Consider the following 16,946-nt stretch of genomic DNA (forward strand, 5'->3'; position numbering starts at 1 on the left):
GACCGCGTCAGGGGGTGTCGTTGCGCAGGACCAGGAGGGCGATGTCGTCGCGCGGGCGTTCGGCGGAGAAGGCGATGGTGGCGGCGCGGAGTCGGGCGGCCACCACGTCGGCGGAATATCCGGCCAGCGGCGCCGCCGCGTCGCGCAGCCGCTCGGTGCCGAACAGCTCGCGTCCGCGCCGCCGTTCGGTGACCCCGTCGGTATAGAAGATGAGTGCGTCCCCGGGTTTGAGCGCCAGTTCGGCGGTGGGAGTGGTGATCGTGTCGAGCAGGCCGAGCGCGGTGCCGCCGGTGCCGACGAAGGTGGCGCCGCCGGCGCCGTGCAGCAGCACCGGCCGGTCGTGGCCGGCCAGGTGCAGCGAGACGTCCAGTTGGTCGCCGTCGCCGGGTGCGACGGCCGCGAGCGCCAGCGTGCAGTAGCGCCCGCCTCCGCGTTCGACGAGGGTCTCGTTGAGCCGGCTGAGCACCTCGGGCAGCGGCTTGCCGTCGCCGACGAGGACCCGGATCACGTCCCGGACCAGCCCGGTCACGGCGGCGGCCTGCACGCCCTTGCCGGACACGTCGCCGACCACCACCAGCCAACGGCTGTCCGGCAGCGGGACCACGTCGTAGAAGTCGCCGCCGACCTCGGCGTCGTCGCCGGTCGGGACGTACTCGGCGGCGAAGCCGATGCCGTCGACCACCGGGAGCACCGGTGGCAGCAGCGACTGCTGGAGCGTCTGGGCCACCCGGCGGCGCTCCGCGTGGATGCGGGCGTTCTCGATGGCGAGGGCGGCCCGGCGGGCTACGTCCTCCAGCACCGAGACCTCGTCCGGGTCGTGCCGCTGCCGCTGGTGCCGGCCGACGGCGAGCGTGCCGAGTCGTTGCCCGCGGGCGATCAGCGGCACGGCGAAACCCTCCATCGGGCCGCCCAACAGCACCTGGGTGCGGTTGCGGGACGCCTCGCGCAGCCGGGACTGGACCGAGTCCGGCCCGGTCTCCTGCAGGATCCGGTGCAGCTGGGGCAGCATCGCCTCGTCGGCGTGGCTGGACGCGGCGAGGCGGAGCCGGCCCCACTCGTCGGTGGTGTGCACGGCGCACCACTGGCCGAGCCGGGGGACCACGAGCTGCGGGACGAGTGCCATGGTCAGCTCGACGTCCAGCGACTGGGCGAGAAGTTCGCTCGCCTCGGCCAGGAACGTCAACCAGGTGGAGCGGCGGACGTCGGCCCGGCGGAGCCGGTCGTTCTCCAGGTGCAGCGAGAGCCGCTCGGCGACCAGCACGGCGAGCGGTCGGGCGTACGTGGAGGGCGCCGCGTCCAGCTCCAGCTCGCCGGTGTACGGGCGGTGCACGGCGAGCGGCACGCGGAGCAGCTCGTTGTCCTCCCGGGGCGGCCGGCCGTAGCGGGCGAACACCTGGGTGCCCAGCCCGTCGCCGCGATCGAGTCGGACGGCGCCACCGGCGGCGCCCACCATCTCGGCGACCCGGGTCAGCAGGCCGGTGGCGAACTCCGGAAGCGGGTCGTCGGCGTACGCCTCGGGGGTGATCTGCATCAGGTCGCTCATCGCCGCGGCGCTCGGCGTGCCCTCGGCGGCCGGCTCCGGGGCGACCGTCCGCACCGGGGCCAACGGTCGGGCCGGTCCGCTCGGGTCGGTACGGTCCAGTCGGAACCAGACCCCCTTGCCGGTGGGCAGGTAGGTGGTGCCCCAGCGGCTGGCGAAGTGGTCGACGAGGAGCAGCCCTCGGCCGCGCGCGGCGACCTCGGTGATGTCGGAGGTGAGGTTGCGCACGCCGACGGTCAGTTCGTCGACCGGCCCGGAGGCGAAGTCGGTGACGGTGACGGTGAGGCCATCCCGGTCGGTTTCGACCTCGATGTCCAGTTCGGTCTGCGCGTGTTCGACGGCGTTGGTGGTCAGCTCGGTGGTGAGCAGCAGCGCCTCGTTCAGGAGTTCGGGCAGCCGGGTCTCGAGCAGCATGGTGCGGACCAGTGCGCGGGCCGCCGCCGGGGTGCGGCGGTCGGCGGGGAGGCGGATCCGCCGGACGTGCTCGGTCCGGCCGCCGCTTCGGGTCGGCCCCGCCTCCGCTGACACGCTCGTATCCTCCACTGCCCCCACCCCCGGTGCCAAGCGGTCCGGAGAACCGGCGATCCGGACCGATACCGGCGGTGGCACGTCACGGCGCGGGGTGACCTCGACGGATGGCGCGGCACAATGATGGGATGGCCGCGTGTCGGCACGAGCCCGAGCTGAGCGAGGAACGATGACCACGGCGAAACAGTCGGCGACCGCGGACCCGGCCGCGTCCGACCACGAGGTGCTGCTCGGCGAGCTGGTCGAGGCGTTGCACCGGGTGGCCCGCGGCGACCTGCGGGTACGCCTGCCGCGTCGGGCGGGTCTGCCGGGCGAGGTGGCGGACGCCTTCAACGACGTGGTGTCGTTGCAGGAACGTCAGCACCTCGACCTGCGCCGGATCAGCCGGATCGTCGGCCGGGACGGGCGGCTGACCGAGCGCCTGGACGACGAGGGCCTGGACGGCTCCTGGGCGGAGGGGCAGCGGGCGGTCAACTCGCTCATCGACGACCTGGGCCGGCCGACCACGGAGATCGCCCGGGTGATCGTGGCGGTGGCCGACGGCGACCTCTCCCAGCACATGGCGCTGGAGATAGACGGGCGCCCGCTGCGCGGCGAGTACCTGCGGATCGGCCGGACCGTGAACACGATGGTGGATCAGCTGTCGTCGTTCGCCGACGAGGTGACCCGGGTGGCCCGGGAGGTGGGCACCGAGGGCAAGCTGGGCGGCCAGGCCGACGTGCGCGGGGTCGCCGGCACCTGGAAGGACCTCACCGACTCGGTGAACACCATGGCGTCGAACCTGACCGGCCAGGTGCGTTCGATCTCCCAGATGGCGACGGCGGTGGCGAAGGGCGACCTGTCGCAGAAGATCACGGTCGGGGCGCGCGGCGAGGTGGCCGAGCTGGCCGACACGATGAACTCGCTCACCGACACGCTGCGGCTGTTCGCCGAGCAGGTGACGCGGGTGGCCCGCGAGGTGGGCACCGAGGGCAAGCTCGGCGGGCAGGCCGAGGTGCCGGGTGTGGCCGGCACCTGGAAGGACCTGACGGACAACGTCAACTCGATGGCGTCGAACCTGACCGCGCAGGTGCGCAACATCGCCCAGGTGTCGACGGCGGTGGCGAAGGGCGACCTGTCGCAGAAGATCACCGTGGCGGCGCAGGGCGAGATACTGGAGCTGAAGGACACCGTCAACACGATGGTGGACCAGTTGTCGTCGTTCGCCGACGAGGTGACCCGGGTGGCCCGCGAGGTGGGCATCGAGGGCAAGCTGGGCGGTCAGGCGCAGGTGCGCGGGGTGTCCGGCACCTGGCGGGACCTCACCGAGAACGTCAACCAGCTCGCCGGCAACCTGACGAGCCAGGTCCGCAACATCTCCCAGGTCTCCACGGCGGTCGCCAAGGGTGACCTGGGTCAGAAGATCACGGTGGACGCGCAGGGCGAGATCCTGGAGCTGAAGAACACCGTGAACACGATGGTGGACCAGCTCTCGTCGTTCGCCGACGAGGTGACCCGGGTGGCCCGCGAGGTGGGCACCGAGGGCAAGCTTGGTGGTCAGGCGCAGGTCAAGGGCGTGTCCGGTACGTGGCGGGACCTGACGGACAACGTGAACTCGATGGCGTCGAACCTGACCAGTCAGGTGCGCAACATCGCCTCGGTGACCACGGCGGTGGCGAAGGGTGACCTGTCGCAGAAGATCACCGTGGACGCCCGGGGCGAGATCCTGGAGTTGAAGTCCACCGTGAACACGATGGTGGACCAGTTGTCGTCGTTCGCCGACGAGGTGACGCGGGTGGCCCGCGAGGTGGGCACCGAGGGCAAGCTCGGTGGGCAGGCGCAGGTGCGTGGCGTGGCCGGCACCTGGCGGGACCTGACGGACAACGTGAACTCGATGGCGTCGAACCTGACCGCGCAGGTGCGCAACATCGCCCAGGTGTCGACCGCGGTGGCGAAGGGCGACCTGAGCCAGAAGATCACTGTGGACGCGCAGGGCGAGATCCTGGAGTTGAAGTCCACCGTGAACACGATGGTGGATCAGCTCTCGTCGTTCGCCGATGAGGTGACGCGGGTGGCCCGCGAGGTGGGCACCGAGGGCAAGCTGGGCGGTCAGGCGCAGGTCAAGGGCGTCTCCGGCACCTGGCGGGACCTGACGGACAACGTGAACTCGATGGCGTCGAACCTGACCAGTCAGGTCCGCAACATCGCCTCGGTGACCACGGCGGTGGCGAACGGCGACCTGGGTCAGAAGATCACTGTGGACGCGCAGGGCGAGATCCTGGAGCTGAAGAACACCGTCAACACGATGGTGGACCAGCTCTCGTCGTTCGCCGACGAGGTGACGCGGGTGGCCCGCGAGGTGGGCACCGAGGGCAAGCTGGGCGGCCAGGCGCAGGTCAAGGGCGTCTCCGGCACCTGGCGGGACCTCACCGAGAACGTCAACCAGCTCGCCTCCACCCTGACCACGCAGCTGCGCGCCATCGCGCAGGTCTCCACGTCGGTGACCCGCGGCGACCTGACCCAGCGGATCAACGTCAAGGCGCAGGGCGAGGTCGCCGAGCTGAAGGACAACATCAACCAGATGATCGTCACCCTCCGGGAGACGACCAAGAAGAACGCCGAGCAGGGCTGGCTCGACTCCAACCTGGCCCGGATCGGCGGACTGCTCCAGGGCCAGCGGGACCTGGGCGAGGTGTGCCGCATGATCATGCAGGAGGTGACCCCGCTGGTGGACGCGCAGCTCGGCGCGTTCTTCCTGGCGGACAGCTCCGAGGGCAGCATGCGGCTGCGGCTCACCGCCTCCTACGGGTACGTGGCGCGCGGCCACGACGTCACGTTCGGCCCCGGTGAGGGGCTGGTCGGGCAGGCCGCGTTGTCCCGGCGCACCATCCGGGTCAAGGCCCAGCCGGACGGGCGGCTGATGGTGCGCTCCGGTCTGGCCGACACGCCGCCGGCCGACCTGGTGGTGCTGCCGGTGCTGTTCGAGGGCGAACTGCTCGCCGTGATCGAGTTCGCCGGCGTGGCCACCTTCTCCGAGCTGCACCTGGCGTTCCTGGAGCGGTTGGTGCTCACCATCGGGGTGGCGGTCAACACCATCCAGGCCAACCGGCGTACGGAGGAGTTGCTGGCGCAGTCGCAGCGGCTGGCGCACGAGATGCAGGACCAGTCGGCGGAGTTGCAGCGGACCAACGCCGAGTTGGAGGACAAGGCCAAGCTGCTGTCGGAGCAGAAGGCCAACATCGAGACGCAGAACCGGGAGATCGAGCTGGCCCGGCTCGGCCTGGAGGAGAAGGCGCAGCAGCTCACCCGGGCGTCGGCGTACAAGTCGGAGTTCCTGGCGAACATGAGCCACGAGCTGCGTACGCCGCTGAACTCGTTGCTGCTGCTGGCCCGACTGCTGGCGGAGAACCCGGAGCGGAACCTCAGCGCGAAGCAGATCGAGTTCGCCCGGACGATCCACAGCGCCGGTTCCGACCTGTTGTCGCTCATCGACGACATCCTCGACCTGTCCAAGATCGAGGCGGGTCGGATGGACGTGGAGCCCACCGCGGTCCACTTCTCCGACATCCGCGGCTACGTCGAGCAGGCGTTCGCGCCCCAGGCCGAGGAGAAGGGCCTGGACTTCCAGGTCCGGGTGAGCCAGGACCTGCCGCCGGCACTTGTCACCGACGCCCAGCGGTTGCAGCAGATCCTGCGCAACCTGCTCTCCAATGCGGTGAAGTTCACCGACAACGGCGCGGTGACGTTGCGGATCGGCCCGGCCGCGGACAACGCGGTGTTCGACGTGCCGGCACTTGTCAACGCGCAGCGGGTGATCGCGTTCACCGTGATCGACACCGGGATCGGCGTCTCCGACGACAAGCTGTCGCTGATCTTCGAGGCGTTCCAGCAGGCGGACGGCACGACCAGCCGGCGCTACGGAGGCACCGGCCTCGGCCTGTCCATCAGCCGGGACCTGGCTCGCCTGCTCGGCGGCACGATCACCGTGTCGTCCGCGCCCGGGCAGGGGTCGACGTTCACGCTGTTCGTACCCGATGTGCTGGCGCCGGACGCGGTGGTGGCGCCGTCACCGCCGTCGCCGAGCCGCGCGGGCCTGCCGTCGTCGCTGCTGATGCCGATGGAGCTGCCGCAGCCGCAGGAGACGCCGACGACCCGGCGGCTGGACGGGGTCACCGTGCTGATCATCGACGACGACGTGCGGAACGTGTTCGCGTTGACGTCCGCCTTGGAGTTGCACGGGATGACCGTGTTGTACTCGGACAACGGGGTGGACGGCGTCCGCCAGCTCGCCGAGCACCCGGAGGTGGACATCGTCCTGATGGATGCCATGATGCCGGACCAGGACGGGTACGAGACGACCGGGCAGATCCGCCGCAACCACCGCTTCGCGGACCTGCCTATCGTCTTCCTGACCGCCAAGGCGATGCCGGGCGACCGGGAGTCGGCGCTCGGCGCCGGTGGCAGTGACTACATCACCAAGCCGGTGGACCTGGATGAACTGATCGAGCTGATGGCGTCCTGGATCGGCCGCAGCCGAGGCGAGGAGGACGCGTGACACAGACGGCCAAGGCCCTGCTGGTGGACGACCGGCGGGAGAACCTGATGGCGTTGGAGGCCATCCTCCAGGGTCTCCCGGTGCAGTCGGTCGCGGTGGAGAGCGGCGAGGCGGCCCTGAAGCAGTTGCTGGTGGACGACTTCGCGGTGATCCTGCTGGACGCCCAGATGCCGGACATGGACGGTTTCGAGACCGCCACCCACATCAAGCGGCGGGAGCGCACCCGGCACGTGCCGATCATCTTCCTCACCGCGGCGGACCGGGACGCGCAGCTCGCGTTGCGCGGCTACGCGGCCGGCGCGGTCGACTACCTGACCAAGCCGTTCGATCCGTGGGTGCTGCGGGCGAAGGTGACGGTCTTCGTCGACCTGTGGGTGAAGACGCGGCAGCTCGCCGCCCAGTCGGATCTGGTGCGGGAGCGGGACCAGCAGTGGCGGCACCTGACCGACGCGGTGGACGAGGCGACCGCGTTGCTGCGGGCCGACGACGACCCGTCGGCTCGGGACCGGGCGGTGCACCTGCTGGAGCAGGCCCGCTGGGGCAACCGCTGAGTGTTCAGCCGCCGGCCGGGCCGCCGTGGCCGGTCGCGGCGCGCCGGGCCCGCCAGCGGTCGCCGAGCGATTCCAGCTCCTCCTGGACGAAGACGAAGAAGTCGCGCATCTCGGTGACCCGTTCGCCGGCCGGGGTGTTCCGGCCGTCGAGCGCGCGGACCCCGCGGCCGGCGATGTCGATGAAGTTCCGGTAGAACGTGGTCTTGGTGATCGTCACCTCGTACCAGGGGTTGTCGGGCATCCGGTAGCGGTCGCGCCGGGAGCCCTTGACCGGCTCGCGGACCAGCATGGCGAACTGGGTGAGGTGGCGCACCGCGCCGGAGACGGCGGCGGCGCTGACCCCGAGTCGTTCGGCGATCTCGCCGGCGGTGAGCGGGTCGTCGGCGCTCATCACGGTGAACAGGACCCGGGCGGCCATCCGGGGGAAGCCGACGTCGGCGAAGGCCATCGCCATCCGCTCGATGAAGAGGTGGAGCTCCTCCTCGTCGCGGTGGGCCGGCTCGCCCATGGTCGTCTCCTCGGTGCTCATCCGGCGATGGTGCCGCAGCTTCACGGTATTCACAATATTATGAAATCAGCGTAGCGTCTGAAACATGGAAAACACCATTGAGGTGTCCGGGCTGGTGAAGACATTCGGGCGCAGCCGGGCGCTCGACGGGCTCGACCTCACCGTCCGCACCGGCGAGGTGCACGGCTTCCTCGGGCCGAACGGCTCCGGCAAGTCGACCACGATCCGGGTGCTGCTCGGCCTGCTTCGGGCGGACGCGGGGGCCGTCCGACTGCTGGCCGGCGACCCGTGGCGGGACGCGGTCGCACTGCACCGCCGCCTCGCGTACGTCCCCGGTGACGTGACGCTCTGGCCCAACCTGAGCGGTGGCGAGGTGATCGACCTGCTCGGCCGGCTGCGCGGCGGGCTCGACCCGAAACGCCGCGCCGAGTTGCTGGAGTCCTTCGAGCTGGACCCGCGCAAGAAGGGCCGCACCTACTCCAAGGGCAACCGGCAGAAGGTCGGGCTGGTCGCCGCGCTCGCCTCCGACGTCGAACTGCTCATCCTCGACGAGCCGACCTCCGGCCTCGACCCGCTGATGGAAGACGTCTTCCAGCAGTGGGTCCGCCGGGCCCGGCACGACGGCCGTACCGTGCTGCTGTCCAGCCACATCCTCGCCGAGGTGGAGGCGCTCTGCGACCGGGTGACGATCATCCGCGCCGGCCGCACGGTCGAGTCCGGCACCCTCGGCGACCTGCGCCACCTGCACCGCACCGCGATCGACGCCGAGGTCACCGCGCCGGCCGACGGACTGGCCGGCCTGCCCGGCGTGCACGACCTGCGGGTGGACGGGCGGCGGGTGCGCTTCGACGTGGACACCGCCGCGCTCGACGCCGCGCTGCGCTGCCTCACCGAACTGGGCGTACGCAGCCTGGTCAGCACGCCGCCGACACTTGAGGAACTGTTCCTGCGGCACTACGAGGCGCAGGGGGCCGACCGGTCATGAGCACCCTCACCGGCACCCGCCACCTGGTTCGGCTGATCCTGCGCCGGGACCGCCTCCTGCTGCCGCTGTGGCTCGTCGTCCTCGCGGTGCTGCCGATGACGTACGCGGCCAGTTTCCTCGAACTGTTCCCGACCGCCGCCGACCGGGCCGCCTACCTCGACGGCACCGCCCGCAACCCGTCCATCGTGGCGCTGCTCGGACCGGCCTACGGCGACAGCGTCGGCGCGCTCACCGCCCAGCGCAGCGGCTTCCTGCTGCTCATCGTCGCGCTGGCCAGCCTGCTCACCGCCATCCGGCACACCCGCACCGAGGAGGAAGCCGGCCGCCGGGAACTGCTCGGCGGCAGCGTGCTCGGGCGGTACGCCGGGCTGACCGCGGCACTTGTCGTCACGTACGCGGCCGACCTGCTGCTCGGGCTGCTCACCACCGCCGGGCTCCTCTCGACCGGGCTGCCGGCCGCCGGCTCGGTCGCGTACGGTCTGGCCACCGTGCTGACCGGCGTGGCCTTCGCCACGCTCGGCGGGCTGGCCGCCCAGCTCACCACCACCGCCGGCGGGGCGCGGGGCGTCGGCCTCGCCGCGTTGGGCATCGCGTTCGCGCTGCGCCTGGCCGGGGACACCGCCGGCAACGACTGGCCGAGCTGGTTGTCCCCGCTGGGCTGGGCCGCCCGGGTCCGGCCGTACGAGGGGGAGCGGTGGTGGGTCCTGGCGCTGCCACTGGCCGCCACGGTGCTGCTCGCGGCGCTCGCGTACCCGATCTCGGTCCGGCGTGACCTGGGCGCCGGTGTGCTGCCGCCGCGGCCCGGCCCGGCGACCGCCGGCGCCGCGCTGTCCGGCCCGTTCGGCCTGGCCTGGCGGCTGCACCGGGGGCAGATCCTCTGGTGGTCGGTCGGGTTCGGCCTGCTCGGGCTGATCCTCGGCGGCGCGGCCGAGGCGGCCGGCCGGGCGGTCGGGGACAACGGGCGGATGGAGGAGATCATCGCCCGGGTCGGCGGGGCCGCCGGGATGGCCGACGCGTACCTCGGCGTCACGCTGAGCCTGGCCGGGCTGGCCGCCACCGGGTACGGCATCCAGGCCGCGCTGCGCATGCGGACGGAGGAGTCCGCCGGCCGGGCGGAGCCGGTGCTCGGCGCCGGCACCCGCCGCTCGACCTGGCTGTTCTCGCACGTGGTGTTCGCGTTGCTCGGCCCGGCGGTGGTGCTCGCGATGGCCGGGCTGGGCACCGGTCTGACGTACGGCCTGAGCACCGGTGACGTGCCCCGACAGCTGGGCCGGATGCTCGGGGTGGGCCTGGCCCAGGTGCCGGCCGTCTGGGTGCTGGCCGGGCTCGCCGTGCTGCTCTACGGGCTGCTGCCCCGGCTGGCGCCGGCCGCCTGGGTGGTGCTCGCGGTCTGTGTGCTGCTCGGCCAGCTCGGCGCGGTGCTGGAACTCGACCGGTGGTTGCTGGACCTGTCCCCGTACACGCACACCCCGCAGGTGCTGCGGGACGCCTGGAGTCCCACTCCGCTCTACCTGCTGGCCGTGCTGGCCGCCGCGCTGACCGCGACCGGTCTGCTGGCGTTCCGGAGGCGGGACGTGCCGGTGCTGTGACCGCCCGGGTCAGCCGGTGGGGGCGTTGCGGATCATCAGGGCGCTGCGCAGGCCGGTGATGTCCAGCACACGGAGCAGGAAGTCGCCCACATTGCTCAGCATCAGCAGGCTCCGCGCGTGACTGGCCTTGCGGCTGAGCACCACCAACGTGCCGAGACCCTGGGAGTCGCAGAACGTGACGCCACCGAGGTCGAGCACGATCCGTGGGGGCGGATCCGCCAGCACCTCGTTGACCACCGTCGAGAGCTGGGCGGCCGTGAGCATGTCGATCTCACCGGCCAGGCGAAGCACGGCTTCGTCCCCCGTCCGGTGCACGGTGATGGACAGTTCGGCACGATCCACCCGGCCAGCCTATCGCGATCTCGACCCACGGGCCCGTCGAGCGGACCGCCGTGGACGCTTCCGCGCCGGTCACGGGGGTGAGCCTGGTAACCCACGTCGCGGGGTGGCTGCCAGGCCGCCGTCCGGCGCTGACACAATGGCCCCATCGTGACCGAGACCTTTTCCGCCGGATCCGGCCGTTACCCGGCCGACGCCCCGGCCTCCGAGGCCCTGTTCGACCGCGCCAGGGCCGTCGTGCCCGGCGGGGTCAACTCTCCCGTGCGCGCGTTCGGCGCCGTCGGCGGCACGCCGCGCTTCATGGTCCGGGGGGAGGGTCCCTGGCTCCACGACGCCGACGGTCGTCGCTACGTCGACCTGGTCTGCTCCTGGGGGCCGCTGATCCTCGGCCACGCGCACCCCGCGGTGGTGGAGGCGCTGCGTGCGGCCGCCGCGCTGGGCACCAGCTTCGGCACGCCCACGCCGGGTGAGGTGGACCTGGCCGAGGAGATCGTCGCCCGTACGCCTGTGGAGCAGGTGCGCCTGGTCAACTCCGGCACCGAGGCGACCATGTCGGCGATCCGGTTGGCCCGTGGCTTCACCGGTCGCGCCAAGATCATCAAGTTCGCCGGCTGCTACCACGGCCACTCCGACGGACTTCTCGCCGCCGCCGGCTCCGGCGTGGCCACCTTCGGCCTGCCCGACTCGCCCGGCGTTACCGGGGCGGCGGCCGGGGACACCATCGTGCTGCCCTACAACGACCTGCGCGCGGTCGAGGCGGCCTTCGCCGCCGAGGGCCCGCACATCGCCGCGATCATCACCGAGGCCGCGGCCGGCAACATGGGCGTGATCGCCCCGCGCGACGGCTTCAACGCCGAACTGGCCCGGATCGCGCACGCCAACGGCGCGCTGCTCATCGTCGACGAGGTGATGACCGGGTTCCGGGTCTCCCGGGCCGGCTGGCACGGCCTCGACCCCACCGACGCCGACCTGTGGACGTACGGGAAGGTCATGGGCGGTGGCCTGCCCGCGGCGGCGTTCGGCGGGCGCGCGGAGATCATGGCGAGGCTGGCCCCGGCCGGGCCGGTCTACCAGGCCGGCACGCTCTCCGGTAACCCGCTGGCCTGCGCGGCCGGGCTGGCCACGCTGCGACTGGCCGACGACGCGCTGTACCGGCGGCTCGACGAGACCTCCGCCACGCTGGGCAAGCTCGCCACCGAGGCGTTGTCCGCCGCCGGGGTGCCGCACCGCCTCTCCACCGCGGGCAACATGTTCTCGATCTTCTTCACCGACGCCGAGGTGCGCGACTACGACAGTGCCCGCACCCAGGTGGTGCCGGCGTTCAGTGCGTTCTTCCACGCGATGCTCGCCGGTGGCGTCTACCTGCCGCCGAGCGCGTTCGAGTCGTGGTTCGTCTCGACGGCCATCGACGACGCCGCCTGGGAGCAGATCGCCGCCGCCCTCCCGGTGGCGGCGCGGGCAGCGGCAGCCGCGGGGACACTGGGGTGACGGTGAACGCGAGGAGTGAGCCGGGTTTGCGAGCCCCGCAGTCGCGAACGAGGGGGGCCTGACCATGGCGGAGACGGTGGTGCACGTGCTGCGGCACGGCGAGGTGCACAACCCGGACGGCATCCTCTACGGCCGCCTGCCCGGGTTCCGCCTCTCCGAGCTGGGCGTGCAGATGGCGAAGGCGGCAGCCCAGGCCCTCGCCGAGCGGACCGTCGTGCACGTGGTCGCCAGCCCGCTGGAGCGCGCCCAGCAGACCGCCGAGCCGATCGCCGCGCAGTTCGGCCTCTCCGTCGGTGTCGACGAGCGGCTGATCGAGAGCGCGAACTGGTTCGAGGGCAAGAAGGTCTCCCCGGGCGACGGGTCGTTCCGCGACCCGCGCAACTGGTGGGTGCTGCGCGACCCGATGACCCCGTCCTGGGGTGAGGCCTACCGGGTGATCGCGGAGCGGATGTTCGCCGCGTTGCACGCCGCGCGGGTCGCCGCGGAGGGCCGCGAGGCGGTGCTGGTGTCGCACCAGCTGCCGATCTGGACGCTGCGCCGGCACGTCGAGCGCAAGCGGCTGTGGCACGACCCGCGTCGCCGGCAGTGCGGCCTGGCCAGCCTCACCTCGTTCCACTTCGACGGTGCCAAGATCGCCGGCATCGGCTACTCCGAGCCGGCGGCCCACCTGGTCTCGATCTCGCCGACCGCCCGAACGGCCAAGGGGGCCTGATGCTCGCCCGGAGGCTCGCCGCCACCCTGCTCGCCGCCGTCACCGCCGGCACGGCGCTTGTCGGCTGCTCCTCCGGGAACCAGGAGAGCCGATGCGACGCCGACGGCTCCACCGTCACCTGCGCGGCGGACCAGCGGTCGACGACCCCGAAGGTCAGCGGGAAGCTGCTCGCCGGTGGTGACTACGACATCTCCCGCGACCGCGGCCAGGTCGTGGTGGTCAACTTCTGGGGTTCCTGGTGCGCGCCCTGCCGCGCCGAGGCGGACGACCTGGAGGCCACCTACCAGGCCACCAAGGACTCGGGCGTGCGGTTCCTCGGCATCAACGTGCAGGACAGCCGGGACAAGGCCATCGCCTTCGAGGAGGGCCGGGTCACGTACCAGAGCATCTTCGACCCGGCCAGCCGGCAGGCGCTGAACTTCGACATCCCGCCCAACAGCACCCCGGCCACGGTCGTGCTGGACCGGGAGGGCCGGATCGCCGTGGTGATCCGGCGGGCCGTCACCCGCGACGAGCTGCGCCCGATCGTGGCGAAGGTCGCCGCCGAGGCGCCACCGCCCGACGGCCCGCGCTGATGGGCGAGACGTTCCGGCAGCTCGCCGAGTCCGGTCCGCTGCTGCTCGCGGTCGGTGCGGCGGCGCTGGCCGGCCTGGTGAGCTTCCTGTCCCCCTGCGTGCTCCCGCTGATGCCCGGCTACCTGTCGTACGTCACCGGCCTGGCCGGCAGCGACCTGGAGGGTGCAAGGAAGGGCCCCCGCTTAACGCCTCCGGTAGCGGAAGGGCCCCTTCTTAACACCGGCGGCACGCGCGAAGGCGCCGGCGGCACGCGCGAAGGCGCCGGCGGCACGCGCGAAGGCGCCGGCGGCACGCGCGAAGGCGCCGGCGGCGTGGACGTCGCGGAGCGGACGGCACCGGAGTGGACCACCGCCGCCGTCAAGGGGCGGGTGCTCGCCGGGACGCTGCTGTTCATCGCCGGCTTCACAATCGTGTTCGTCGCCACCGCGATCCTCTTCTCCGGCGTCGGCAAGCTCTTCTTCCAGTACGAGCGCACGCTGGAGATCGTCATCGGCTCGCTCGTGGTGGTGCTCGGGCTCGGCTACCTCGGCGTGATCCCCGGCATGCAGCGCGAGTTCCGCATCCGCTGGCTACCCGCCGCCGGTCTGCTCGGCGCGCCCGTGCTCGGTGCGGTCTTCGCGCTCAGCTGGCTGCCCTGCACCGGTCCCACGCTCGGCGCGGTGCTCGGCATGGCGGCCACCGAGGGCGGCACCGACCGGGCCGTGGTGCTCGCCGTGGCGTACTGCCTCGGGCTGGGGATACCGTTCGTCGTCTTCGGGCTGGGCTTCCAGCGCCTGCTCGGGGTGTTCCGCGCCGTGCGGCGCAACAGCCGCTGGGTCACCCGTCTTGGCGGCGCACTGCTGATCGCCATCGGCCTGGCGCTTGTCACCGGAGGCTGGGTGAACGTGGTGATCTGGTTGCAGACCACCGTGGGCGTGGGCGAGGTGAGCATCTGATGACGACCGTTGACGACCGGCCGACCAGCCCGCCCGAAGCACCCCGGCGACGGGTCAACCCGGTGCTGGCCCTGCTGCGCAACTCGTGGCGGCAGCTCACCAGCATGCGTACCGCGTTGGTCCTGCTGTTCCTGCTCGCGGTCGCCGCCATCCCCGGTTCGGTGCTGCCGCAGCGCGGGGTCAGCCCGGAACGGGTCAACCAGTGGTTCGTCGACCACCCCGACCTGGCCCCCCAACTGGACCGGATCGGCGCGTTCGAGGTCTTCGGCTCGGTCTGGTTCTCCGCGATCTACCTGCTGCTGTTCACGTCGCTCGTCGGCTGCATCCTGCCCCGCGCCCGCGACCACGTGCGCGCGTTGCGGATGCGCCCGCCGGCCGCGCCGCAGCGGCTCAACCGGCTGCCCCAGCACGCGGTGCTGGAAGCCCCGGCGGCCGCTGACCCGGAGGCGATCGCGGCGGTGCTGCGCCGCCGGCGGTGGCGGGTCACCGTGCGCGGCAACGAGGTCTCCGCCGAGAAGGGCTACCTCAAGGAGACCGGCAACCTGCTGTTCCACGTCTCGCTTGTCGCCGTCCTGTTCGGGGTCGCGCTCGGTTCCTGGTACGGGTGGCACGGCAACCGCATCCTGGTCGCCGGCGAGGACAACGCGTTCTGCAACACCCGCCAGCAGTACGCCGAGGCGTCACTCGGCCCGCGGGTGGACAGCGCCGACCTGCCGCCGTTCTGCCTGACGCTGGAGAAGTTCGAGGCGGACTACCTGCCGTCCGGGCAGGCGTCGCGCTTCTGGGCCACCGTGACCGTGGAACAGCCAGACGGCCCGGAGCGGACCGCGGGTTTCTCGGTCAACTCCCCGCTGCGGCTCGGTCCGGCGAACGTCTACCTGCTCGGCAACGGCTACGCGCCGATCCTCAGGTACACCGACAAGTACGGAAAGAGCCAGACCAGCGCCGCACCGTTCCTGCGCACCGGCGACGCCAACGCGACCGAGGAAGGGGTGGCGTTCTTCCCCGACACGAACGTCGACCCGAAGACCGGCGCCCGCTCCCCGGACCAGCAGGTCGCCTTCGACGGGCTCTACCTGCCCACCGCGCCGCAGAGCGCGCCGTACGTCGCGTCGCAGTTCCCGGCCGAGCGGAACCCGGCGGTCAACCTGACCGCCTACCGGGGCAACCTGGGGATGGACGCCGGTATCCCCGGCTCGGTCTACGAGCTGGACAGGCGGCAGGTCGACAACGGCAAGCTCAAGGAGATCGGCACCAAGCTCCTGCGGCCGGGCGAGAAGTGGACGCTCGACGACGGCGGCACGCTGGAGTTCCTCGGCACCGAGCCGTACATCACCATCTCGGTGCGGCACGCGCCGGGGCAGACGTTGTTGCTGGTGGCGAGCGGTACGTTGTTGCTCGGCCTGATGGGCTCGCTGTTCGCCCGGCGGCGGCGGGTCTGGTTCCGGGTTTCGCCCCCCGCGGGTGGATCTCCGACGAGCGGTAGTAGTTTGGTCGAGGCCGGTGGGCTGCCGCGCACCGAGCACCCAGGGTTCGCCGACGAGTTCGCGCAGCTCGTCGCCGCGGTCAGCGGCGGCGGTCCGGACCAGCGGCGGGCGCGAGAAGGAGACGAGTGATGTCCGCACTCTCCGACCAGCTGGTCACGTTCGCGATCCTGGCGTACCTGATCGCGATGATCAGCCACGCCGTGGAGTACGCGCTGGGCGACGCCCGGAAGGCGTCCGCAGCCCCGGCCCGGGAACTGGTCGGCGCGGGCGTCGGCGGGGGCGGCGGGACGACCGACGGGCCGGCCGCGCCGGAGGCCACCGAGCGGCCGGACCGCACCGCAGCGCGGGCCGCGCTGGCCGGCGTGATCGCCGCCTGGCTCACCCTGCTCGCCGCCGCGCTGCACCTGGGCGCCGTGGTCACCCGGGGTCTCGCCGCGGATCGGATGCCCTGGGGCAACATGTACGAGTTCGTGCTGACCGGCACCTGGATCGCGATGGCCGCCTGGGTCGTGGTGCTGTGGAAGCAGCCGTCGCTGCGTCGGCTCGGGCTGTTCCTGACGCTGGTGATGGTGCTGTTGCTGGCGTTCGCCGAGCTGAAGCTCTACGTGCAGGTCGAGCCGCTGATGCCGGCGTTGCAGTCGTGGTGGTTCATCATCCACGTGTCGACGATCATCTTCTCGTCGGGCATCTTCCTGCTGGGCGTGGTGCCCGCCGCCGCATACCTGATGCGGTCGGGTTGGGAGCAGGGGCGGCGCAGTTTCCCGTACACCCTGGCCCGTCGGCTGCCCCCGGCGGCCGGGTTGGAACGGCTGACCTTCACGCTGCACGCCTTCTCGTTCCCGATCTTCACGTTCGCGGTGATCGCGGGGGCGATCTGGGCCGAGGCGGCCTGGGGTCGCGCCTGGGGCTGGGACCCGAAGGAGACCTGGGCGTTCATCTCCTGGGTGGTGTACGCGGGCTACCTGCACGCGCGGGCGACCCCGAGCGTGAAGCGCAACGTGGCGACCTGGATCGCCATCGTGGGCTTCCTGACCGTGATGATGAACCTGTTCGGCGTGAACTTCTTCTTCACCGGTATGCACTCGTACGCCGGGGTGTAGTGACCGGGCGGGCGCTCAGCACCTCGTCCACCCGGCGGCCGGCCTCCATCGTGGATCATCGGCCGGTAGGCTCTG

The 16,946-nt window shown here is 71.8% G+C and carries 13 protein-coding genes; 10 read left to right on the plus strand and 3 right to left on the minus strand.

What is annotated here, in order from left to right:
* Positions 1-7 precede the first annotated feature (7 nt).
* A complete protein-coding gene (locus ACLQ2X_RS17185; protein WP_425682035.1) occupies positions 8-2,068 on the minus strand; it encodes a SpoIIE family protein phosphatase in 2,061 nt (686 codons plus the stop codon).
* A 169-nt stretch (positions 2,069-2,237) separates the two neighbouring features.
* Between ACLQ2X_RS17185 and ACLQ2X_RS17190 the strand changes: the two genes are divergently transcribed.
* Both ACLQ2X_RS17190 and ACLQ2X_RS17195 read left to right on the plus strand, forming a co-directional pair.
* Positions 2,238-6,602, plus strand: coding sequence for a HAMP domain-containing protein (locus ACLQ2X_RS17190; RefSeq protein ID WP_425682036.1), 4,365 nt, complete (start codon positions 2,238-2,240; stop codon positions 6,600-6,602).
* The gene (locus ACLQ2X_RS17195) at positions 6,599-7,153 is read left to right on the plus strand and encodes a response regulator (protein WP_425682037.1); all 555 of its coding nucleotides are present in this window, start codon (positions 6,599-6,601) and stop codon (positions 7,151-7,153) included. Before ACLQ2X_RS17190 ends, ACLQ2X_RS17195 begins: the two co-directional genes overlap by 4 nt.
* A gap of 4 nt (positions 7,154-7,157) precedes the next feature.
* Here ACLQ2X_RS17195 and ACLQ2X_RS17200 read toward each other — a convergent pair whose 3' ends face one another.
* Positions 7,158-7,682, minus strand: coding sequence for a GbsR/MarR family transcriptional regulator (locus tag ACLQ2X_RS17200; protein ID WP_425682038.1), 525 nt, complete (start codon positions 7,680-7,682; stop codon positions 7,158-7,160).
* A gap of 64 nt (positions 7,683-7,746) precedes the next feature.
* Between ACLQ2X_RS17200 and ACLQ2X_RS17205 the strand changes: the two genes are divergently transcribed.
* Both ACLQ2X_RS17205 and ACLQ2X_RS17210 read left to right on the plus strand, forming a co-directional pair.
* Entirely contained in the window at positions 7,747-8,646 is a 900-nt protein-coding gene (locus tag ACLQ2X_RS17205; RefSeq protein ID WP_425682039.1) for an ATP-binding cassette domain-containing protein, read from the plus strand.
* Positions 8,643-10,235: an ABC transporter permease gene (locus ACLQ2X_RS17210; RefSeq protein ID WP_425682040.1), complete on the plus strand. Its 1,593-nt coding sequence runs from the start codon at positions 8,643-8,645 to the stop codon at positions 10,233-10,235. Before ACLQ2X_RS17205 ends, ACLQ2X_RS17210 begins: the two co-directional genes overlap by 4 nt.
* 9 nt (positions 10,236-10,244) lie before the next feature.
* On the opposite strand, the gene ACLQ2X_RS17215 is transcribed toward ACLQ2X_RS17210, so the two are convergent.
* Entirely contained in the window at positions 10,245-10,577 is a 333-nt protein-coding gene (locus tag ACLQ2X_RS17215) for an STAS domain-containing protein (RefSeq protein ID WP_425682041.1), read from the minus strand.
* Between the two features lie 147 nt (positions 10,578-10,724).
* Here ACLQ2X_RS17215 and hemL point away from each other — a divergent pair, with 147 nt between their 5' ends.
* The 6 genes from hemL (at position 10,725) to ccsB (ending at position 16,871) form a co-directional block, all read left to right on the plus strand.
* Entirely contained in the window at positions 10,725-12,062 is a 1,338-nt protein-coding gene (gene hemL / locus ACLQ2X_RS17220) for a glutamate-1-semialdehyde 2,1-aminomutase (protein ID WP_425682042.1), read from the plus strand.
* A 64-nt stretch (positions 12,063-12,126) separates the two neighbouring features.
* Positions 12,127-12,774, plus strand: a complete 648-nt coding sequence (locus tag ACLQ2X_RS17225; protein ID WP_425682043.1) for a histidine phosphatase family protein — start codon at positions 12,127-12,129, stop codon at positions 12,772-12,774.
* Positions 12,774-13,349 carry a TlpA family protein disulfide reductase gene (locus ACLQ2X_RS17230; protein ID WP_425682044.1) on the plus strand — a complete coding sequence of 192 codons (576 nt, stop codon included), beginning with the start codon at positions 12,774-12,776 and terminating at the stop codon, positions 13,347-13,349. Before ACLQ2X_RS17225 ends, ACLQ2X_RS17230 begins: the two co-directional genes overlap by 1 nt.
* On the plus strand, positions 13,349-14,284 hold the full coding sequence (locus tag ACLQ2X_RS17235) for a cytochrome c biogenesis CcdA family protein (RefSeq protein WP_425682045.1): 936 nt from the start codon (positions 13,349-13,351) through the stop codon (positions 14,282-14,284). Before ACLQ2X_RS17230 ends, ACLQ2X_RS17235 begins: the two co-directional genes overlap by 1 nt.
* Positions 14,284-15,900, plus strand: a complete 1,617-nt coding sequence (locus ACLQ2X_RS17240; protein WP_425682046.1) for a cytochrome c biogenesis protein ResB — start codon at positions 14,284-14,286, stop codon at positions 15,898-15,900. The genes ACLQ2X_RS17235 and ACLQ2X_RS17240 overlap by 1 nt, the downstream gene beginning before the upstream one ends.
* The gene (ccsB, locus tag ACLQ2X_RS17245) at positions 15,900-16,871 is read left to right on the plus strand and encodes a c-type cytochrome biogenesis protein CcsB (protein WP_425682047.1); all 972 of its coding nucleotides are present in this window, start codon (positions 15,900-15,902) and stop codon (positions 16,869-16,871) included. The genes ACLQ2X_RS17240 and ccsB overlap by 1 nt, the downstream gene beginning before the upstream one ends.
* Positions 16,872-16,946: the final 75 nt, after the last annotated feature.

The sequence above is a fragment of the Micromonospora sp. DT31 genome (assembly GCF_049841795.1).
Lineage (GTDB): Bacteria > Actinomycetota > Actinomycetes > Mycobacteriales > Micromonosporaceae > Micromonospora.